Annotated in this window: 20 protein-coding genes and 1 pseudogene; 11 read left to right on the forward strand and 10 right to left on the reverse strand. The window is 64.4% G+C overall.

What is annotated here, in order from left to right; translation table 11 throughout:
• Positions 1-51: 51 nt before the first annotated feature.
• Complete coding sequence (locus CH281_RS04990; protein ID WP_032372543.1) at positions 52-480, reverse strand: type II toxin-antitoxin system Rv0910 family toxin; 429 nt, start codon at positions 478-480, stop codon at positions 52-54.
• A 59-nt stretch (positions 481-539) separates the two neighbouring features.
• Between CH281_RS04990 and CH281_RS04995 the strand changes: the two genes are divergently transcribed.
• From CH281_RS04995 to CH281_RS05005, 3 genes are all read left to right on the forward strand, one after another.
• Positions 540-2,846, forward strand: a complete 2,307-nt coding sequence (locus CH281_RS04995; protein ID WP_094693212.1) for an ATP-dependent DNA ligase — start codon at positions 540-542, stop codon at positions 2,844-2,846.
• A gap of 231 nt (positions 2,847-3,077) precedes the next feature.
• Positions 3,078-4,292 (forward strand): lipase family protein, encoded by a 1,215-nt coding sequence (locus CH281_RS05000; protein WP_027495232.1) that lies wholly within the window; start codon positions 3,078-3,080, stop codon positions 4,290-4,292.
• Between the two features lie 83 nt (positions 4,293-4,375).
• Positions 4,376-5,371, forward strand: coding sequence for an ABC transporter substrate-binding protein (locus CH281_RS05005; RefSeq protein ID WP_094693214.1), 996 nt, complete (start codon positions 4,376-4,378; stop codon positions 5,369-5,371).
• A 103-nt stretch (positions 5,372-5,474) separates the two neighbouring features.
• Here the strand turns inward: CH281_RS05005 and CH281_RS05010 are convergent, their stop codons facing one another.
• The 4 genes from CH281_RS05010 to CH281_RS05025 form a co-directional block, all read right to left on the reverse strand.
• Positions 5,475-7,349, reverse strand: coding sequence for an ABC transporter ATP-binding protein (locus CH281_RS05010; protein ID WP_027495230.1), 1,875 nt, complete (start codon positions 7,347-7,349; stop codon positions 5,475-5,477).
• Positions 7,350-7,414: 65 nt separating this feature from the next.
• Entirely contained in the window at positions 7,415-9,730 is a 2,316-nt protein-coding gene (gene lon, locus CH281_RS05015; RefSeq protein ID WP_094693216.1) for an endopeptidase La, read from the reverse strand.
• A gap of 108 nt (positions 9,731-9,838) precedes the next feature.
• Positions 9,839-10,540, reverse strand: a complete 702-nt coding sequence (locus tag CH281_RS05020) for a type 1 glutamine amidotransferase domain-containing protein (RefSeq protein WP_027495228.1) — start codon at positions 10,538-10,540, stop codon at positions 9,839-9,841.
• Between the two features lie 116 nt (positions 10,541-10,656).
• Positions 10,657-11,418 carry a putative protein N(5)-glutamine methyltransferase gene (locus CH281_RS05025; RefSeq protein WP_094693218.1) on the reverse strand — a complete coding sequence of 254 codons (762 nt, stop codon included), beginning with the start codon at positions 11,416-11,418 and terminating at the stop codon, positions 10,657-10,659.
• Positions 11,419-11,499: 81 nt separating this feature from the next.
• On the opposite strand from CH281_RS05025, the gene CH281_RS05030 reads away from it, so the two are divergent.
• Both CH281_RS05030 and CH281_RS05035 read left to right on the forward strand, forming a co-directional pair.
• Positions 11,500-11,883: an MmcQ/YjbR family DNA-binding protein gene (locus tag CH281_RS05030; RefSeq protein WP_094693220.1), complete on the forward strand. Its 384-nt coding sequence runs from the start codon at positions 11,500-11,502 to the stop codon at positions 11,881-11,883.
• Positions 11,884-11,929: 46 nt separating this feature from the next.
• The gene (locus CH281_RS05035) at positions 11,930-12,736 is read left to right on the forward strand and encodes a pentapeptide repeat-containing protein (protein ID WP_094693222.1); all 807 of its coding nucleotides are present in this window, start codon (positions 11,930-11,932) and stop codon (positions 12,734-12,736) included.
• Positions 12,737-12,740: 4 nt separating this feature from the next.
• Here CH281_RS05035 and CH281_RS26540 read toward each other — a convergent pair whose 3' ends face one another.
• A complete protein-coding gene (locus CH281_RS26540; protein WP_370878648.1) occupies positions 12,741-12,938 on the reverse strand; it encodes a helix-hairpin-helix domain-containing protein in 198 nt (65 codons plus the stop codon).
• 35 nt (positions 12,939-12,973) lie between these two features.
• Between CH281_RS26540 and CH281_RS05040 the strand changes: the two genes are divergently transcribed.
• Complete coding sequence (locus CH281_RS05040; RefSeq protein ID WP_094693224.1) at positions 12,974-13,861, forward strand: oxidoreductase; 888 nt, start codon at positions 12,974-12,976, stop codon at positions 13,859-13,861.
• Here CH281_RS05040 and CH281_RS05045 read toward each other — a convergent pair.
• Positions 13,849-14,382, reverse strand: coding sequence for a TetR/AcrR family transcriptional regulator (locus CH281_RS05045; protein ID WP_256983361.1), 534 nt, complete (start codon positions 14,380-14,382; stop codon positions 13,849-13,851). The genes CH281_RS05040 and CH281_RS05045 overlap by 13 nt on opposite strands.
• 60 nt (positions 14,383-14,442) lie before the next feature.
• Between CH281_RS05045 and zapE the strand changes: the two genes are divergently transcribed.
• Positions 14,443-15,360: a cell division protein ZapE gene (gene zapE, locus CH281_RS05050; protein ID WP_094693228.1), complete on the forward strand. Its 918-nt coding sequence runs from the start codon at positions 14,443-14,445 to the stop codon at positions 15,358-15,360.
• On the opposite strand, the gene CH281_RS05055 is transcribed toward zapE, so the two are convergent.
• Positions 15,313-15,693, reverse strand: coding sequence for a hypothetical protein (locus CH281_RS05055; RefSeq protein WP_032369575.1), 381 nt, complete (start codon positions 15,691-15,693; stop codon positions 15,313-15,315). The genes zapE and CH281_RS05055 overlap by 48 nt on opposite strands.
• Positions 15,694-16,030: 337 nt before the next feature.
• On the opposite strand from CH281_RS05055, the gene CH281_RS05060 reads away from it, so the two are divergent.
• The 4 genes from CH281_RS05060 (at position 16,031) to CH281_RS05075 (ending at position 18,932) form a co-directional block, all read left to right on the forward strand.
• A complete protein-coding gene (locus CH281_RS05060) occupies positions 16,031-16,405 on the forward strand; it encodes a hypothetical protein (RefSeq protein WP_094698424.1) in 375 nt (124 codons plus the stop codon).
• 88 nt (positions 16,406-16,493) lie between these two features.
• Positions 16,494-17,603: an LLM class flavin-dependent oxidoreductase gene (locus CH281_RS05065; protein ID WP_027495220.1), complete on the forward strand. Its 1,110-nt coding sequence runs from the start codon at positions 16,494-16,496 to the stop codon at positions 17,601-17,603.
• Positions 17,593-18,048, forward strand: a complete 456-nt coding sequence (locus CH281_RS05070; RefSeq protein ID WP_032367902.1) for a MarR family winged helix-turn-helix transcriptional regulator — start codon at positions 17,593-17,595, stop codon at positions 18,046-18,048. The genes CH281_RS05065 and CH281_RS05070 overlap by 11 nt, the downstream gene beginning before the upstream one ends.
• Positions 18,048-18,932 carry a pirin family protein gene (locus CH281_RS05075; protein ID WP_094693230.1) on the forward strand — a complete coding sequence of 295 codons (885 nt, stop codon included), beginning with the start codon at positions 18,048-18,050 and terminating at the stop codon, positions 18,930-18,932. The genes CH281_RS05070 and CH281_RS05075 overlap by 1 nt, the downstream gene beginning before the upstream one ends.
• Positions 18,933-18,958: 26 nt before the next feature.
• On the opposite strand, the gene CH281_RS05080 is transcribed toward CH281_RS05075, so the two are convergent.
• Positions 18,959-19,504 (reverse strand): ribonuclease H family protein, encoded by a 546-nt coding sequence (locus CH281_RS05080; protein WP_032382323.1) that lies wholly within the window; start codon positions 19,502-19,504, stop codon positions 18,959-18,961.
• Between the two features lie 113 nt (positions 19,505-19,617).
• Positions 19,618-19,732: pseudogene (locus tag CH281_RS27215) on the reverse strand (MBL fold metallo-hydrolase); the annotation flags it as partial.

Below are 19,732 nucleotides of genomic sequence, written 5' to 3' on the forward strand. Positions count from 1 at the left end.
CGGGGCTGGAAGAGATTGTCCGACAGCTACTTCAGGAATCCCGAGATGCCGTCACTTCAATGCAGCAAGGTTCGCCACCGACTGCTTCACATCGGTATCGAGTGCACGGGCGACCACCGAACCCACCGGACCGAACAGCACGCCCCCACCGAATTTCGCGTCGAGCGTCAGCTCCGAACCGCCCTCGGCCTCACGCACGTGGACGGTCAGCGAGATCCTCACTCCACCTTTGCCGCGGCCCGACATCTCGATCAGCTTCGGCTCCTCGTACTCGGTGAACTCCCAGTTGATCGTGTTCTTGAAACCCTTCACCTTCACCAGCGACTCGACCTTCGTGCCCTTGCCGACCTTGTTCGGCGGCGGACTGCACCAACCACCGTGGATGGTCATCCACTCGTCGAACCGCTCGAGGGCGGAAGCCTTGTCCCACGCGCCCTGAGGGTTCTCGGGCATCTGTACCGAGACACTGATCGTTGCCATGCATTCGAGCCTGTCACAACTTGGTCGCAGGTTCAGACGGCGAGCACTAACCTGAGACGATGGCCACGCTCGAGATCGAAGGCCGAAAGGTCTCCGTCACCAACCTCGACAAGGTGCTGTTCCCAGAAACCAGCACCACCAAAAGCGACATCATCGAGTACTACGCTGCCATCGCCCCGGCGATGCTGCCGCACGTCGCAGGACGCGCCGTGACCCGCAAGCGGTGGCCGAACGGCGTCGAACAATCCTCGTTCTTCGAGAAGAATCTCGCCGCATCCGCACCCGACTGGCTCGACCGCCGATCCATGCAGCACTCCGACCGAGTCGTCACCTACCCGTTGTTCTCCACCGCAGCGGATCTGGTGTGGCTCGGGCAGCAGGCGGCCATCGAAGCGCACGTGCCGCAATGGCGTTTCGACGGCACCGAACCCGGCCCTGCCACCCGCATGGTCTTCGACCTCGACCCCGGCGACGACGTCGACCTCGCCCGATGCGCTGAGGTGGCCTGCGAAATACGTGACCTCATTGCAGACATCGGCATGACCGCGCACCCGGTCACCAGCGGCAGCAAGGGAATTCACCTGTACGTACCGCTGGACAAACCGCTGTCGACGTCCGGCGCATCCACCGTCGCCAAACGCGTCGCCACCCTGCTCGAAGAACGGTCACCGGATCGGGTGACCGCCACGATGGCGAAAGCGAAACGCACGGGTCGAGTGTTCGTCGACTGGAGTCAGAACAACGGAAAGAAGACAACCGTTGCGCCGTACTCACTTCGGGGCCGTTCCCTACCCACCGTCGCGGCCCCCCGAACCTGGAAGGAGCTCGAATCACCAGGGCTGCAACAACTTCGATTCGAGGAGGTTCTGGAACGATTCCACGACACCGGCGACCTACTCGCCGATCTCGACCCGAAACCGGCAGCGGACGAACACGACACCTCCGGCACGGACAAGCTCGGCAAGTACCGCAGCATGCGTAGCGCGGACCGAACTCCGGAGCCCATCCCGAAAACCGCCGAGCCCCAGGGTAACGACGATACGTTCGTGATTCAGGAACATCATGCCCGACGCCTGCACTACGACTTCAGACTCGAACACGACGGAGTCCTGGTGTCGTGGGCCGTGCCCAAGAACATCCCGGTCGAGACCGGGCAGAACCGTCTGGCCGTCCACACAGAGGACCACCCGCTGGAATATGCGACGTTCGCCGGACGAATCCCCAAGGGCGAGTACGGCGGTGGTGACGTCTCGATCTGGGACAGCGGAACCTACGAGCTCGAGAAGTGGAGGGACGACGAAGTCATCGTCGTTCTGCACGGAGCCAAAGCACGCGGCAGGTTCGCCCTCATCCGCACCAAGGGCAACCAGTGGCTCATGCACCTGATGAAGGACCAACCCGGAGAGCACTCGACAAAAAAGGACAGCCCGCCGACGGACAAGCCGGTGCTGAAGAACATCTCACCGATGCTTGCAACCGCGGGCGACATACTCGATCTACCCGAGGACGAGTGGTCGTTCGAGGGTAAATGGGACGGCTTCCGCATCGTCGCGGAATTTACTCACGGTTCGATGTCCCTGCGCACCCGAAGCGGAAACGACTACACCGAGAAGTTCGGAGCCATCCGGTCTCTCGCGGAGGACCTGGCCGATCACGACGCCGTCATCGACGGTGAAGTGGTCGTCTTCGACAGCAACGGCATCAGCAGCTTCGAGAAGCTACAGAACGCCGCCCGCGACGACATCCGGTTCATCGCCTTCGACCTGCTCCATCTCGACGGCACTTCCCTCGTGCGCAAGAAGTACTCCGACCGGAGACGATTGTTGGAACTGCTCACCACCGGCCTCGACTCGGTTCTGGTGCCGCCGTTGCTGACGGGTTCGGCTGCCGACGCCATCGCCGAGAGCCGGGAACGGGGGTGGGAGGGAGTCGTCGCCAAGCGCACCGATTCGATCTACCAGCCGGGCAAGCGCGCCCACACCTGGATCAAGTACAAGAACTGGCGCACGCAAGAAGTCGTGATCGGCGGTTGGCGACGCGGCCAAGGACGTCGTTCCGGCGGATTCGGATCACTGTTGATGGGGATCCCCGACGGCGACGGCCTTCGCTACGTCGGTCGCGTCGGCACCGGTTTCGACGATCGCGCGCTCGATTCACTGGCCGCAGCGCTGGCTCCGCTGGAAACGTCGGAGAGTCCTTTCTCCACGACGCTTCCGACGGCCGACAGGCGCGGTGCCGTTTGGGTGGAACCGGTTCTCGTCGGAGAAGTGCGGTACTACGAGGCGACAGAATCCGGCCATCTTCGCCACCCGAGCTGGCGCGGATTGCGACCGGACAAGTCGCCGACGGACGTCGTTCCCGAGTAGCCCACGCCGGTATTTCAGCGGCGAATTTTGTCGAATCCCAGAAACCGGCAGAAAAACCGTTCTTCGGTTGCCATAGAATCACCGGGTGCGTACCGTTGCGCTCATCGTCGCCCGGGGAGCGTAACGAGTCACAGATCAATAGCTATATCGAGTTGCGGGCCAGCTCTACGGGGGCTTGCCGAATCGTCGAGACGCGCGCCGTTTCGATTCAGGCATGGAGGGGTTTACCAGATGCGGGTTCTCAAATTGGCAGGCGCTGTCAGCATAACGGCGGTTGCCGTTCTCTGTTCGACGCTTGTCGGCCCAGGTCAGGCCGCTGCGGCGCCCTTGTTTCCGACGCCGATATCGGACGGTTTCTATGCTCCGCCCGCCGACCTCGCCGCTATGGCACCGGGGGACGTGATCTCCAGCCGGCCGATGCCGCCACCTCCCGGCTTCTTCGACGTCGACGTGTGGCAGCTGAAGTTCCGTTCCACGAATTCGGCGGGTAATCCTATCGCGGCGATCAACACCGTGCTGGTCCCCCGCAACAAAGCCCCCAACGGGCCGGTGCTGTCTTACCAACACATCATCAACGCACTCGGTCTCGAATGTGCACCGTCACAAGCGCTCTGGTCCAACGATCCCAATCTGGCGATCCGCGAGGCACCCGCACTGAACGCCGTTCTGCAGCGTGGCTGGACGGTTGTCATCGCCGATCACCTCGGCCCCAACAGTGCCTACGGTGCAGCCAAGCTCGGCGGACAGATCGTTCTCGACAGCATCCGCGCCACCCAGCGTTTCGATCCGCTGCAGCTGCGGCAGAGCCCGGTTGCCTTGGCCGGATACTCCGGCGGCGGCATGGCGACGGCGTGGGCAGCAGCGTTGCAGAACGACTACGCGCCCGAGCTGAACATCGTCGGCAGCGCCGCGGGCGGTGCTCCGATGAACCTCGAGCGCATGGCTCGCGATCTCGGTTTCGCACCCCACCCGGTGTTCGGTCTCGCCTTCGCCGCTGCGCTCGGCCTCGAGCGCGAGTACCCCACTCGCATTCCGATCAGCTCCCAGTTGAACCCGTTGGGCAAGCAGATCGAAAGCGAGATCCAGAACGGATGCACCAACGACATCATCGCCGCCGGAGCCGGTAAGAGCGCGATGGAGGTCGCGGGCACGTTGGACCTGATGAACAGCCCGGAGATGATCGCGGCCGTCAACGAGAACAGCGTCGAGATGTACCCCGGTGTGCCGAAAGCTCCGTACTTCGAGTGGCACAGTCCCACCGATGCGCTCATCCCGGTCAGCTCGATCGACAACACGATCGCCCGGTACTGCCGGGCCGGGGTCAACGTCACCGAGGTCCAGGTACCCAGCAACGATCACCTGACCGCTGCCGTACTCGGCCTGCCGCAGGCTCTGGAATGGATCGATCAGCGGTTCGCCGGAGTACCTGCCGTTTCCAACTGCTGACCGTATTGTCCGACCCGGTGCGTGCTGGATGAGCACGTGGGTCGGTTAGGCTAACCTCGCAAATACACGCGCGAGGAGTCCCCATGAAGAAGACCGTCCACGTAGTCGCCGCCGGTGCCGCAGTCATGGCACTGGCGGTCGGCTGTTCGTCCAGCGACGAATCCACTGCCTCAGGTAACTCCGAGAACAGTGCAAACTTTCCCGTCACCATCGAGCACCACTTCGGTGAGACGGTCATCGACGCCGCACCCTCCCGCGTCGTGACCATCGGATTCAACGAGCAGGACTTCGCGCTGGCGCTCGGAGTCAAGCCCGTCGCCACCCGTGGAAATCTCAGTTACGACTACCGCCAACGCCCGTGGGCCCAAGAAGCATTGGGCGGCACCGAGATCCCCGAGGTCGGCAGCACCGACCTGAACCTCGAACAGATTGCTGCGCAGTCACCCGACCTGATCCTCGGACCGTACTCGTTCATCGATCAAGGCCAATACGACCAACTTTCGGCGATGGCCCCGACGATCGCAGACATCGGTGGATACGACGACGTCCCCGCGGCCACGTGGCAGCAGGAATTCGCCGTGGTCGGCGAGGCACTGGGCAAGAAGCAGGAATCCGACGAGCGAACCGCCGAGCTCGAGAAGAAGTTCGAGACCACCCAGACCGACAACCCTCAGTTCGCCGGCAAGGCACTGACACTCGCGTTCGTCATGGACGACGGCAGCTACTTCGTCCTCGGCAAGGACGACATCCGAGCACTGTTCTTCACCGACCTCGGCTTCGAGATCCCCGACGCCAGCGAAACGGTCAGCCCCGAAAACCTCAGCCGACTCGACACCGACGTCCTCGTCATCGCCGGACAGAGCCGCGAACAACTGCAGGCAAACCCGCTGATCGCCGCACTCGACGTCGTGAAGCAGGACCGCACCGTCTACATCGGCTCGTTCAGCACCGACCTACCGTCGGCTCTCGGCTACTCGAGCCCACTGTCCCTGGACTACGCAATCGACGGATTCACCCCGATGCTGGCCGCCGCAACCGACAACGACCCGGCCACCGTGGTCCCAGATCCGATGTCATAGGTCACTCCGCAGGCTGCGCTCCCGGCCTTCCTAGGTCACTCCGCAGGCTGCGCTCCCGGCCTTCCTAGGTCACTCCGCAGGCTGCGCTCCCGGCTTTCCTAGCTCACTCCGCTGGCACGGTATGCGCGAACTGTGTTCGATGCAGCTCCTCGTAGCGGCCGCCCGCTGCGAGGAGCTCGTCGTGTGTTCCGCGCTCGATGACCTGTCCGTTCTCGATCACCAGGATGGCGTCCGCTGCTCGGATGGTCGAGAGCCGGTGCGCGATCACCACCGACGTCTTGCCCTCGAGCGCCTCGGCCAGCGCTGCCTGCACGGCGGCCTCGGACGTCGAATCCAGTGAGGCCGTGGCCTCGTCGAGAATCACCACCCGCGGCTGCGCGATCAGCAGCCGGGCGATCGTCAGGCGTTGACGCTCCCCGCCGGACAGGCGGTAGCCGCGCTCGCCGACGATTGTCTCGAGCCCGTCGGGCAGGGAACGCACGAGATCGGCGAGCCTGGCCCGCGACAGCGCATCCCACAGTTCGTCCTCGGTGGCGTCGGGCCGTGGCAGCAGCAGATTCGAGCGAATGCTCTCGTGGAACAGATGACCGTCCTGAGTCACCATTCCCACTGTGTTGCGGACGGATTCGGCGGTCAGGTCCCGCACGTCGACGTCGCCGAGCCGCACTGCGCCGCTGTCGACGTCGTACAACCGAGCGATCAGTTGCGCGATCGTGGACTTGCCCGCACCCGAGGTACCCACCAGGGCGACCATCTGACCGGGTTCGGCCCGGAACGACACACCGTGCAGAACCTCTTCGCCGCCACGGGAATCCAGAGTTGCGACCTCCTCCAGGGACGCGAGCGACACCTTGTCGGCCGACGGGTACGCGAACCTGACGTCGTCGAGTTCGACGGCCACCGGCCCCGGGGGCAGCACCGTCGCGTCGGGCTTGTCGGCGATCAGAGGAACGAGATCGAGCACCTCGAACACGCGCTCGAAACTGACCAGCGCGCTCATGACCTCGACACGGGCACTCGCCAGTGCGGTCAGCGGCGCATAGAGCCTGGTCAGCAGAAGGGATAGTGCGACAACCGAACCCGGGTCCAGTCGACCACTGAGTGCGTAGAAGCCGCCGAGTCCGTAGACCACGGCGAGGGCCAGAGCAGACACCAGGGTGAGCGCCGTGACGAACACGGTCTGCACCATCGCGCTCCGAACCCCGATGTCGCGGACTCGGGCGGCTCGAACCGCGAACTCGACGGATTCCTGGTCGGGATGACCGAACAGCTTGACCAGTGTCGCTCCCGGGGCCGAGAAGCGCTCGGTCATCTGGGTGCTCATCGCCGAATTATGAGCTGCCGCTTCGCGTTGCAGACGTGCGAGGCGTCGACCCATGCGGCGTGCAGGCAGGACGAACACCGGCAACAGGATCAGCGCGAGCAGAGTGATCTGCCACGAGATTCCGATCATCACCACCAGCGTCAGAGCCAGCGTCACCACGTTGCTGACGACTCCGGACAACGTGGTGCTGAATGCGCGTTGGGCACCGATGACGTCGTTGTTGAGGCGACTGACCAGAGCGCCGGTTCGGGTGCGAGTGAAGAAGGCGATCGGCATCCGCTGCACATGGTCGAACACTGCGGTGCGCAGATCCAGAATCAGACTCTCACCGATGTTGGACGAGAGCCACCGGTTGATCAGACCGAAGCCTGCGTCCACGATGGCGATCACCGCGATGGCCAGAGCCAACAGCACCACCACACGTAGCTCTCGCCCGTCGACGATCGCGTTGACCACCCGCCCGGCCAACACCGGAGTTGCCACCGCAAGTACCGCCAGCGCGACGCTGAGCACCAGGAAGCCGCCGAGGGCGCGTCGATGCGGTGCTGCGAACGACAGGATCCGACGCGCAGTCTCCTTGGAGAACGAAGACTGCGCGCCGGAGCTGTTCATCGTGCGATACATCTGGTTCCACGCGGTCATCTCCATGCTCATGACACCAACGTAGAACCTCGACCAAACTCGAGGTCAAGCAGAGCCCGAGAACGGTCGCCGTCACCTCACGCGGCCGCGGCAGCTTCCGCCGGTTCCAGCGCGAGCGCCAGGATGTCGGCCACGTCGGTCATCGGCCGAACGTCCAACGCCTCCAGGACCTCCGCAGGGACGTCGTCCAGATCGGGTTCGTTGCGTGCCGGAATGAACACCGTCTTCAGCCCGGCGCGCTGAGCCGCCAGCAGCTTCTGCTTGACTCCACCGATCGGCAGCACACGTCCGTTGAGCGTCACCTCTCCGGTCATTCCCACGTCCGACCGCACCGGACGTCCGGTGGCCATCGACACCAGGGCCGTCACCATCGTCACGCCCGCCGAAGGACCGTCCTTGGGCACTGCCCCGGCCGGAACGTGCACATGGATACTGCGATCCAGTGACTCGGCAGTGACGCCGAATCGAGCTGCGTGCGCTCGCACGTAGGACAGCGCGATCTGCGCCGACTCCTTCATCACGTCGCCGAGCTGGCCGGTGAGCGTGAGGCCCGCATCGCCCTCGGTGGAGGCCGCCTCGATGAACAGCACGTCGCCGCCGAGCCCGGTCACTGCCAGACCCGTTGCGACACCGGGCACTTCGGTTCGCTCGTGCGCCTCGGGGGTGAAGCGCGGACGACCGAGGTAGGTCACCAGATCCGGCTCGTCGATCTCGAGCACGTCCGTGGTGCCTGCTAGTTTCGTCGCCACCTTACGTAGGGCCTTGGCCAGCAAGCGTTCGAGTTGCCGCACCCCGGGCTCACGGGTGTAGTCGGCAGCGATCTTGCGCAGTGCGGCGTCGGTGACGGTCACCTCGTCGGATGTGACTGCCGCCCTCTCCATCTGACGCGGAAGCAGGTAGTTCCGAGCGATGACGACCTTGTCGTCCTCGGTGTATCCATCAATGGTCACCAGCTCCATGCGATCGAGCAGTGGGCCGGGAATCTGATCGATCACGTTGGCGGTGGCAAGGAACACGACGTCGGACAGGTCGAGATCCAGATCGAGGTAATGGTCGCGGAACGTGTGGTTCTGCGCCGGGTCCAGCACCTCGAGCAGTGCGGCGCTGGGATCACCGCGGTAGTCCGAACCGACCTTGTCGATCTCGTCCAGCAGCACAACGGGATTCATCGATCCCGCCTCGCCGATCGCCCGCACGATGCGGCCCGGCAGTGCGCCGACGTAGGTGCGACGGTGGCCGCGGATCTCGGCCTCGTCGCGAACCCCACCGAGGGCGACCCGGACGAAGGTACGACCGAGAGCACGGGCTACCGATTCGCCCAACGAGGTCTTACCGACGCCGGGAGGTCCGGCGAGCACCATGACGGCACCGGAGCCGCGTCCGCCGACGGACTGCATACCCCGCTCGGAGCGCCGTGCGCGAACGGCCAGATATTCGACGATGCGGTCCTTCACGTCGTCGAGGCCGTGGTGGTCGGCATCGAGAATGGCTCGCGCCGAATCGATGTCGGTGTTGTCGGTCGTGGTGTTGTTCCACGGCAGGTCCAGCACGGTGTCGAGCCACGTGCGGATCCACCCCGACTCGGGGCTCTGATCACTGGCCCGCTCCAACTTGCCCACTTCACGGAGCGCCTGTTCGCGCACCTTCTCGGGCAGGTCCGCAGCCTCGACGCGGCCGCGGTAATCATCCGCACCGTCGGGTTCGTCCTCGCCCAGTTCTTTTCGGATAGCGGCGAGCTGCTGGCGCAGGAGGAACTCCTTCTGCGTCTTCTCCATGCCCTCTCGGACGTCGCCGGAGATCTTGTCGTTCACCTCGACCTCGGCCAAGTGAGCCTTGGTCCACTCGATGAGCGAGTTCAATCGCGCTGCCACATCGGGGTTTTCGAGCAGGTCACGCTTCTGTAGGTCGGTCAGGTACGACGCGTAGCCCGCGGTATCGGCAATCGCACCGGGGTCGGTGAGCTTGTTGACCGAATCGATCACCTGCCACGCGTCGCGGCGCTGCAGCATCGCGACGACGAGTTGCTTGTATTCGGCTGCACGCGCTTTGAGGTCGTCGTTCGGGGTCGTATCGGCGACGGGTTCGGCCTCGACCCACAGGGCCGCCCCGGGGCCACTGACCCCGTGGCCGATGTGCGCACGACGAGTTGCCTTGATGACGGCGGCCGGGCGACCGTCAGCCAACCGTCCCATCTGCACGATGGTGGCGAGGACGCCGTAAGCGGCGTACCGATCTTCGAGTCGGGGAGCGACGAGCAGCGTGCCGTCGTTGCTCGCCGTCGCTGCGTCGACGGCGGCGCGTGCGGCCTCGTCGAGTTCGACGGGCACCACCATCCCGGGCAGGACGATCGGGTCGGTCAGGAACAGTACTGGGACACGAACGGTTTCGGTCACTTCTCCTCCAAAGGATTGAGCTATAGGGGCTCAACTTCGAAAGGAGTAGTGATGTTCCCCGAGCGGTCGATGTTCTCCGTGGGCAGAACACCGACCGTCCACGGCGTTTTACTTCAGGGCGCTGACCAGCTTCTCCGCGAGAGGACGCGTCGATGCGGGGTTCTGGCCCGTGTAGAGGTTGCGGTCGACGACCACATGCGGCGACCAGGCGTCGGCGTTCTCGAACTTGGCACCGTTCTCACGCAGCCGGGTCTCGAGGAGCCATGGGGCCTTGTCGGCGAGCCCGGCCTGGGTCTCTTCCTCGTCGGTGAAGCCGGTGAGCTCGTACCCGTCGAAAGCCCAGGAGCCGTCGGTACGGACGGCAGGCAGGAGGGCCGCCGGTGCGTGGCACACCGCCGAGACCACCTTGTTCGCGTCGAGGAAGTCGACCACGAGGGCACCGAAGCTGGTCGAGACGGCGAGATCCTCCATGGGCCCGTGGCCGCCGGGGACGAACACGACGTCGAAGTCGGAGGCCTTCTGGTCTTCCAGCTTCGCGGGCGAGGACAGGATCGACTCGATCGAGGCCAGGTAGCTCTTCTGGTCCGCCACCTTCTGCTCGTCGCCGCCGTTCGCGTCGACGGCCAGGCTGCCCTCGTCGACGACCGGAGCCTTGCCACCCGGCGTCGCCACCGTGATGTCCCACCCGGCCTCGACGAATGTGCGATGGGACTCGACGAGCTCCTCGGCCCAGTACCCGGTGGGGTGCTTGCTTCCGTCGTTCAGGGTCCAATGGTCGGCAGCGGTTACCGCGAACAGCAAAGTAGTCATGGTCGAACAGCCTCTTTTCTCTATCGGGATCCGTTCGGGAATGCCACGAAACGCCCCAGTCGAAACGCACAATCGAAACGCGCCTCCGAAACCGGCCGTGTATGGCACTCGTCTCGTCACGTACGCGAAGCGATCACGACCACCGCGTCGAACTCGTCCGATGTGCTCACCCGCGCGTGGAATCCGCAGTCGCGCACTGCCCGCAGAGTCGAATCAGCCAGTGCTGCACTGCTTTCGATCAGCAAGTGACCGCCGGGGGCCAACCATGCAGGTGCCCCCTCGGCCACGAGACGGTGGAACCGGGCACCGTCTTCGCCGCCGTCGAGCGCGATGCGTGGCTCGTGCAATCGCGCTTCCCGCGGCATCAGTTCGATGTGGGCCGTCGGGACGTACGGCGCGTTGACCACTATCGCATCGAAGGAGCCGAGCAACTCCGGTGGTAAGGCGTCGTACAGATCGCCGCGGTGCACCGTGCCCCCGACGGCAGCCAGGTTGCGCGTGGCGCATTCCACGGCCGCCTCGTCGAGATCGGCGGCATGTAATTCGGTGACGCCACCGACCGACAGCCCGACCGCACCGGATCCGCAACACATGTCCAGCAGTCGCGACGGCCTCAGTGCTGCAGCGCAATTCACCAGGAATTCGGTTCTACGACGGGGCACGAAGACCCCCGGTTCGACGGCGACGCGTCGACCACAGAACCACACCCAGCCGACGATGTGCTCGAGCGGTTCCCCGGCGACGCGGCGACCGAGCATGGCGGCGAGATCGTCGCTGTCCGATGCAGATTCGATCAGAATGTCGGCTTCTTCTTCGGCGAACACGCAGCCGGCCCCGCGCAGACCGGACACGACCTCGTCGTACTCGGGTCTCACCATGGATGGAGCCTCCTCCAAGTGCCTGCGCCCAACTGCCCCGCGCTGAAATACTGTAGCCCGGCATGTGTCACAGGGAGTCGAATGAACTGGGAACCCGAGGTCCGACAGATGTGTCTGGCGTTGCCCGAGACCTACGAGGAGCAGGCGTGGGTCGGTACCCGATGGCGGGTACGCGGGCGCACCTTCGCCCACGTCCTCGACATTATGGACGGCACTCCTCCGGCATTCGCAACAGCGGCGGGGACCGACGGCCCGGCTCACGTCCTCGTATTGCGTTCCCGAGGAACAGAACTCGACGCATTGTCGAAGCGGGATGGCTTCTTCGCTCCCGGCTGGGGACCCGAGATCATCGGCATGCTGCTCGACGAGTCGGTGGATCGAACGGAACTCGGCGAGTTGATCACGGAGAGCTACTGCACCCGGGCCCCGAAGAAGCTCGTCGCACTCCTCCGACGTCCGGAGTGACGATTCTCGTTTGACGCTGCGGCCGCCCGAAGGACAGAGTGAGCACATGAGCCCACCCGAAAATCTGCTCGCCGATTGCGGCAGCTGCTTCGGACTCTGTTGCGTTGCTCTGCCCTTCGCCAAGTCGTCGGATTTCGCTGTCGACAAAGCCGCCGGGGAACCGTGCCGCAAACTCCAGAAGGACTCGCGCTGCGGCATCCACTCGTCGCTTCGGGAGAAGGGCTTTCCCGGATGCACGGTGTACGACTGTTTCGGTGCGGGGCAGAAAGTGTCGCAATCGACGTTCGCAGGACGGGACTGGCGAGAAACGCCGTCGAACTCGTCGGAGATGTTCGCGGTGTTCCCGATCATGCGGGATTTGCACGAGTTGCTCTGGTACCTGGCAGATGCACGTGGCCGGATATCGACCGCATCCCTGCACAGCCGGCTTACCCGCGAATACGACGAGCTGGACGCTCTGACGTCGGGGACTTCGGAGAGCCTGCTGTCGGTCGACGTCTCAGTACTGCGCTCGCGGATCAACGAGGTGCTGCTCGATGCAAGCGATCTGGTGCGCGCAGAGGTGTCGGGCAAGAAGAAGAACTACCGAGGACGCGACATGATCGGGGCCAAGCTGGCCGGTGCGGACCTTCGCGGTGCGAGCTTGCGGGGTACGTACCTGATCGGGGCGAATCTGCGCGGTGTCGACTTGCGCTGGGCTGACCTGATCGGGGCCGATTTTCGCGGTGCCGATCTCCGCGGTGCGGATCTGCGCAAGACGATCTTCGCCACTCAGTTTCAGATCAACGCGGCACTCGGTGACCGATCGACACAGTTACCCGAGTCGTTGACCCGTCCCGGACATTGGACGTGACCGTTCAGCTCAGTGACCTGCCGGTGCGCTCGAGCGCTTCCTGAACGATCCTCACTGCCTTCGGTCCGACTCCGTGCAGTGACGCGAGCTCAGCAGCGGGCACCCCGGCCAGGTCGTCGAGACAGGTATATCCCGCAGCTCGCAATGCCCGCATCGCGGGGTTTCCGATCCCCGTCGGAAAAACGGGTTCTGTTGTACTCACCGGCGCATTCTAAAACAGACCGGTAGCCTGTTGCCGTGCCCGAAACCAAGCAGAAACGCGTTGTCATCACCGGAGCGAATACCGGTATCGGCTACTACACAGCTTTGGAGCTGGCCAAGCGCGGCGATCACGTGACGCTTGCCTGCCGCAACCAGGACAAGGCCGACGCCGCAGCGGCGAAGATCCGCGCAGAGGCCCCGAACGGAACTGTCGACACGGCCACCCTCGACCTGGCCGATCTCGGTTCGGTCCGCAATTACGCCGAGTCGGCTCCCGAATCGATCGACATTCTGATCAACAATGCGGGCGTCATGATGCCGGCGAAGCGAACCGAAACGAAGGATGGTTTCGAGCTCCAGATCGGCACCAACCACCTCGGTCATTTCGCGCTGACCGGATTGCTGTTCCCCAAGCTCGCCGCCGACGCGAAGATCACGACCGTCGCCTCGGTCGCGCACCGTCAGCGCCCCAAGCTCGACTTCGACGACCTCCAGCTCGAGCGTGGCTACAACGCGCAACGCGGATACGCGAACTCCAAGCTCGCGAACATCCTGTTCGCGCTGGAACTGCAGCGTCGGATCGACAAGGCCGGATCCAAGGTCACCAGCAATGCTGCACACCCCGGCATCTCGTCGACCGAGCTCTACTCGAGCCCGGATGGTCTGGGCAGCAACAAGATCCTGGCGACCCTGGCACCCATCGGACTCAAGTTCATCTCTCAGTCTGCCCGCGCCGGAGCGCTTCCCACGCTCTATGCGGTCGACGTCGCAGGCGGCGGCACCTACAGCGGTCCCACATCACTGTTCGAGTCCCGCGGCAAGCCGGGCCCGGCGAGCATGACCAAGATGGCCCAGGATCCCGCACTCGCAGCCCAGCTGTGGGACGCCAGCGAGAAACTCACCGGAGTCGGCTACCCGTTCTGAGACGCAATCCCGGCGAGATAGACCGATATCGGAAGCCGTAGTCCCGCAGCACCTTTCGCGGTGCCACGGCCGAATATCGCGTCGACCATCAGTCCTTCGCACAGCGAGACCAAGCCGTCTCCGTGGGCTGGATCGTCGAACAGTTCTCTGGCCCGTTCGAGTGAGAAGAACGAACGGGCCAAGTCGGCCCTGATGTCGGCCGGGACCGCAGGATCGAGCATCAGCGCGTAGCGAGCCCGGAGCTCGACCATGCGATGGGTGATCGCAGCGTCGAGATAGCGAGCGATCACCGTCGCAACATCGGTTTCTGTTCCGAGAATCTCCAGAAACGATGCCCGCGAGAGCTCGATCAGGCGGGTAGCCACGGCGTCGAGCAGATCTGCCTTGGTGCGGAAGTAGTACGACGTGGACCCTGCCGGAAAGTCCAGCGCCGAATCGATCGACCGGTGCGTCAACACGCGCAAGCCGTCTCGGGCGATGACACCCAGTGCGGCGTCGGCGATGGCGGTGCGGCGGTCCACAGCAGTGACCCTACACACGCACTCTACAAATGTAGAGTCGCGGGGCGTACGGTTCGTGACATGAGGCCGACCGCATCGCGACACGTCTTCGACGCTGCCTTCACGCTCGACGACGCCCAGGCCGCAGCGGCAGACACGCTGTCGACCCCCGGCGACAGAGGTGTCTACCTGTGGGGACCGGTCGGGCGCGGCAAGACCTGGCTGCTGGACAGCTACTTCGCCGCGGCCGACACCACTGCGAAGAAACGCGTGCACTTCCACAGCTTCTTCCGCGATCTCCACGCGGCGTACTTTCGCCACGGGTTTTCCATCGACGCAGCCATCGACGATGTCCTGTCGACAGGATCGGCTCCGGCGGCACTGCTGTGCTTCGACGAATTTCACGTCCACGACATCGGAGACGCCCGCCTCATCACGCGCATGCTCGACGCACTCTTTGCCCGTGGCGTCGTCCTGGTCGTCACCTCGAACTACGCGCCCGACGAATTGCTGCCGAATCCGCTGTTCCACCCGGCGTTCGTCCCGACCATCGAGAAGCTGAAACGGTGCCTCGACGTAGTCCGTGTCGGCGGCCCCGTCGATTACCGCGCCGCCGGCGCCAGTGGATCGCGCTTCGCCTCGGGGACATGGACCGTGGAGCCCGTCTCGGGTGGTCGGACGTTTGCCGAGCTGTGCTGTGCTGCCCGCTCGACGGGCGATTACCTCGAGATGGTCCAGAAAGCACCGCAGCTGACGATCACCGACATTCCGGCTCTCGCGAGCGTGGACGACTTCGCGGCTCAGCGCTTCGCGAATCTCGTAGATGTCCTGTACGACCGCGATGTGCGTACCGAATTCCACAGCGCGGTGCCGCTGACCGAATTCGCCGTCGGATGCACCGGACTCGACACCGACAGATTGATCAGTCGACTGAGCGAACTGGGCTCTCGGTCACGCGAGTGCGCGGCGGACAGAGTCAGGATCCCCGGCTCGCAGTAGCTCTTCACCGCGAGCTAGGAGAACGACCTCGTTACCGTCGAGCGCGAGCCCACGGCACGCCAGGCCGGCTCCTTCCCACAGCAGAACGAGCTCGAGAATCAGCCGCGCGAGAGTGGCGTCGGGATTGCGGCCGATGCTCCACGACCAGTTACTGACTCGGATTCCGGCGTCTCGGGCGAGTGCCTCACCCAGCCGAGATCCGGTCACCCACGGATACATGTCGTCCAGGACCGGCGTGAAGGCGGAGGTGAGCAGTGCCGCAGCAAGATCGCGACGGTCTCGCCCCAGCAGCGCTCGAAGTTCGGCGGACAGTTCGGTCTTGGATGCCGGCATCTCCGAATCCTAGACGCGCGCTCGATTCGAACTGCGGCACGTCGGTGCATCCAACGAACTCGAATACGGGCCTACGGTCGCGCAGCACGCAGTTTGGTCATCACAACTTCGTGCTCCTGGGGAGCAAGGGGGTAAGGGACTCTGTCACCGGTGTCGTTGAAACCCATGCGACGGAGCCACTGCAAAACAAAGGGAGACACCCACTACTGACGGCGGTCGGGGGCGACAGCAGTAGCGGGTGTCTCATTGACCATTCGGGGCCCGTCGCCGGGTGGATGGGTAGCGGATGGGAAATTCTTTCGAAGTTTTATCACCGACCGAGGCATAGCCTGTGACCATGCCTTTCACAGCAGCGAACCACTACGACTTCAGCGGTGACGACCTCACCGGAACCGTCGACGCCCATCGCTCCGCCGGAGTGTGGGCGGCGCAGCTCGTCCTCAGTGGAGAGACGCTGGAATCCACCGACGTCACCCGATCCGATCTGGGATTCGAGGTGCGGAGCGTCGTCGAAACCCTCTCGGACGGTAACCGGACCCACCTGCTCGTCGTTCTGCCCCGCGTCAACATCGATACGGACGACGGCCAGGACGTCACGTTCACCTCGTACGCAGTGCTGTACACCGTGCACGGCGGAACCACCGAGCAGCACGGCCCGACCGAGTCGTACGACGTGCGGTTGCTCACCGGAACCGCGTCGCTCGTGCAGTGACCGCCGCGGAAATAACCCGGACCGCACCCCGGTTGTACGGCATAGTCAATGCAAACGCATGAACTTGTCGTTCGGGTAGGAGCACGCCATGCAGTTCGGAATCTTCACCGTCGGAGATGTCACCACCGACCCCACCACCGGGACGACGCCCTCCGAGCACGAGCGCATTCGATCGATGGTCACCATCGCCAAGCATGCCGAGGACGTTGGTCTGGATGTTTTCGCGACCGGCGAGCATCACAATCCGCCGTTCGTACCCTCGTCACCGACGACCATGCTCGGCTACATCGCGGCCACCACCGAGAAGTTGATCCTGTCGACGTCGACGACGCTGATCACGACGAACGACCCGGTGAAGATCGCCGAGGACTACGCGATGCTCCAGCATCTGTCCGAGGGACGCGTCGACCTCATCATGGGTCGCGGCAACACCGGCCCGGTCTACCCGTGGTTCGGACAGGACATCCGTCAGGGCATCCCATTGGCTCTGGAGAACTACCAGCTGCTGCGACGCCTGTGGACCGAGGACGTCGTCACGTGGAAGGGAAACTTCCGGACGCCACTCGACCGGTTCACGTCCACTCCCCGTCCGCTCGACGACATCGCGCCGTTCGTCTGGCACGGGTCGATCCGTAGCCCGGAGATCGCAGAAATCGCCGCCTACCACGGTGACGGCTTCTTCGCGAACAACATCTTCTGGCCGAAAGAGCACTACATCCAGCTCATCGATCTCTACCGGGAACGCTACGAGCACTACGGCCACGGCCGCGCCGACCAGGCCATCGTCGGTCTCGGCGGTCAGGTGTTCATGCGCAAGAACAGCCAGGACGCGGTGAACGAATTCCGGCCGTACTTCGACAACGCACCCGTCTACGGCCACGGCCCCACGATGGAGGAGTTCACCGAGCAGACTCCGCTGACCGTCGGATCTCCGCAGCAGGTCATCGAGAAGACGCTCGCATTCGCAGACTACTTCGGCGATTACCAGCGTCAGCTGTTCCTGATGGACCACGCCGGCCTGCCGCTGAAGACAGTGCTCGAGCAACTCGACATCCTCGGCGAGGACGTCGTACCGGTACTGCGCAAGGAATTCGCTGCCCGACGCCCGGCCGGCGTTCCGGAGAATCCTCCGACCCACGCCTCGATGCTGGCAGAGAAGGCCGCGGCCGCTGCGAAGGAACCAGCAGTTGCCGTCTGACACGGAGGTGGCGGTGAATGCCTGGGAGTCGCTCTTTCGCTCCCAGGTTTCCCTGATGCGCCGGTTCGCCGCCGACGACATCTGGGATCCGATCGGTATGCGCGAGTACGACGTGCTGTTCACCCTGAGCACCAGCCCGGACCGCAGACTCCGACTGCGTCGACTCAACGACGAGATTCTGCTCAGCCAACCGTCGCTGAGCCGGATGTGCGACCGACTCGAAGCAATGGGTTACGTTGTCCGAGAGCATGATCCGTCGGACAAACGCGGGACCGTGATCTGCCTGACGGACGCGGGATCAGACCTGCAGGCCTCGATCGGACGCAAACACGCCGCCCGCATCAGGCGCTACGTCGGCGATGCATTGAACACCGACGAGCTCAGGACACTCGACAGTCTGTGCACCAAGCTCAGACTCGCCCAGACCGACATTCGGGAGCACTGATGATCCAGGTCCTCACCCCACGCGAGGTTCCACTCGGCGGCCCTCGTGCCATGAAGGTGCGCCGCACCCTGCCGCACAAGGACCGATCCCTCATCGGCGCATGGTGTTTCGCAGACCACTACGGGCCCGAGCATTCGCGCATGGACGTCGCGCCGCACCCGCACACCGGCCTGCAGACGGTCAGCTGGCTGTTCTCCGGTGAAATCGAGCATCGCGACAGCGTCGGATCTCATGCGATGGTGCGGCCCGGGGAGCTCAACCTGATGACGGCCGGGCAGGGCATCAGCCACTCCGAGGTGTCGACACCCGACACCGACATCCTGCACGGGATGCAGCTGTGGGTGGCACTGCCCGCCGTATCTCGTTTCGTTGCACCGACTTTCGAGCACTACGTTCCCGATTCGATCTCCCGGCCCGGCCTGACCGCTCGGGTGTTTCTCGGATCGCTTCTGGGCGAGACCTCGCCGGTGTCGACGTACACGCCACTGCTCGGAGCAGAGATCGTGCTCGACGCCGGGGCGCGGGTCAGCGTCGAGATCGACGAGTCCTACGAACACGGAGTTGTCGTCGACCAAGGATCGGTGACGCTGAACGAGACCGATCTGGGCGCTGCCGAACTCGGCTACCTCGAACCCGGGCACCGGTCGATGCAGCTCCACAATCCCGCCCGCGAATCGGTTCGATTCCTCCTGTTGGGCGGTCCGCCGTTCGGTGAACAGATAGTCATGTGGTGGAACTTCGTCGGCCGCAGCCACGAGGACGTGGTGGAGTATCGGGCCGCGTACGAGGCCGAGAACGGTCAGTTCGGCACCGTGGAGGGCTACCCCGGGCCCAGGTTGCACGCACCGGAACTACCCAACGCGCGGATGAGACCCCGCGGCTGATCCGGAACGTGCGCGCGGCTCGGCCGTCAGAACAGGGTGGCGATCTCCGGTTCGGACGGGCGCGGCGCAGCGGGAACGGATGCCTTCTGTGCAACGGGTCCGCTGCGGGCCTCGGTCGGTGCAGGCACCGCGTTCGCTCCGGCGGCCGCGATGGCACGGGCGGCTTCGCCCGCCAGCGCGTCGGCTGCTTCGTTGAAGTGATTGCCGACGTGGCCGCGAACCCACCGGAATCGCACCGGCCCTTCGCGTTCGGTGATGGCTCGCTCGATGCTCTGCACCAGATCGAGGTTGCGCACGGGAGTGCCGCCCGCGGTCTTCCACCCCTTGCGCTTCCAGCCTGCCAGCCACTCCGACGCGCACTTGATGGCGTACTGAGAGTCCGATTCGATCAGCAACGGCTCCGGGCCGGGGTGGGCCAGCACTGCCTCGAGCAAGGCGCGGAGCTCGGCTACCTGGTTGGTGCCCGAGGGCTCGCCGCCGGAGTTGCTCGGACCCGTGTGATTGACCCACGCCCACCCGATTGCTCCGCCGGGGTTACGCAGACAAGAGCCGTCCGTACTCACGATGATCACGGACAGGACCCTACTTCGGGCCACCGACAAACCCCGGCTGACTCGCCCCGGCAGCCGGGAGAGACTTCTCCCAAGCTGGGCATGGCTGACACTGTGCTGCGAAACATCGAACCTCAATTCCCGCGGGCGATCCATTCTTCGAGGTGCGGGGACTCGTCCCCGATACTCGTTCCGTCTCCGTGCCCGGTGTTGACTCGGGTCTCGGCGGGCAACGCGAACAATCGATCC

It is taken from the genome of Rhodococcus sp. 06-221-2 (genome assembly GCF_002258365.1).
In the GTDB taxonomy this organism is placed as follows: Bacteria; Actinomycetota; Actinomycetes; order Mycobacteriales; family Mycobacteriaceae; genus Rhodococcoides; species Rhodococcoides fascians.

Excerpts from the sequence above, each read along its gene's own strand:
- CH281_RS04990 (WP_032372543.1), bottom strand. The coding sequence starts at position 480 with ATGGCAACGATCAGTGTCTCGGTACAGATGCCCGAGAACCCTCAGGGC.
- CH281_RS04995 (WP_094693212.1), top strand. The coding sequence starts at position 540 with ATGGCCACGCTCGAGATCGAAGGCCGAAAGGTCTCCGTCACCAACCTC.
- CH281_RS05000 (WP_027495232.1), top strand. The coding sequence starts at position 3,078 with ATGCGGGTTCTCAAATTGGCAGGCGCTGTCAGCATAACGGCGGTTGCC.
- CH281_RS05005 (WP_094693214.1), top strand. The coding sequence starts at position 4,376 with ATGAAGAAGACCGTCCACGTAGTCGCCGCCGGTGCCGCAGTCATGGCA.
- CH281_RS05010 (WP_027495230.1), bottom strand. The coding sequence starts at position 7,349 with ATGAGCATGGAGATGACCGCGTGGAACCAGATGTATCGCACGATGAAC.
- CH281_RS05020 (WP_027495228.1), bottom strand. The coding sequence starts at position 10,540 with ATGACTACTTTGCTGTTCGCGGTAACCGCTGCCGACCATTGGACCCTG.
- CH281_RS05025 (WP_094693218.1), bottom strand. The coding sequence starts at position 11,418 with ATGGTGAGACCCGAGTACGACGAGGTCGTGTCCGGTCTGCGCGGGGCC.
- CH281_RS05030 (WP_094693220.1), top strand. The coding sequence starts at position 11,500 with ATGAACTGGGAACCCGAGGTCCGACAGATGTGTCTGGCGTTGCCCGAG.
- CH281_RS05035 (WP_094693222.1), top strand. The coding sequence starts at position 11,930 with ATGAGCCCACCCGAAAATCTGCTCGCCGATTGCGGCAGCTGCTTCGGA.
- zapE (WP_094693228.1), top strand. The coding sequence starts at position 14,443 with ATGAGGCCGACCGCATCGCGACACGTCTTCGACGCTGCCTTCACGCTC.
- CH281_RS05055 (WP_032369575.1), bottom strand. The coding sequence starts at position 15,693 with ATGCCGGCATCCAAGACCGAACTGTCCGCCGAACTTCGAGCGCTGCTG.
- CH281_RS05060 (WP_094698424.1), top strand. The coding sequence starts at position 16,031 with ATGCCTTTCACAGCAGCGAACCACTACGACTTCAGCGGTGACGACCTC.
- CH281_RS05065 (WP_027495220.1), top strand. The coding sequence starts at position 16,494 with ATGCAGTTCGGAATCTTCACCGTCGGAGATGTCACCACCGACCCCACC.
- CH281_RS05075 (WP_094693230.1), top strand. The coding sequence starts at position 18,048 with ATGATCCAGGTCCTCACCCCACGCGAGGTTCCACTCGGCGGCCCTCGT.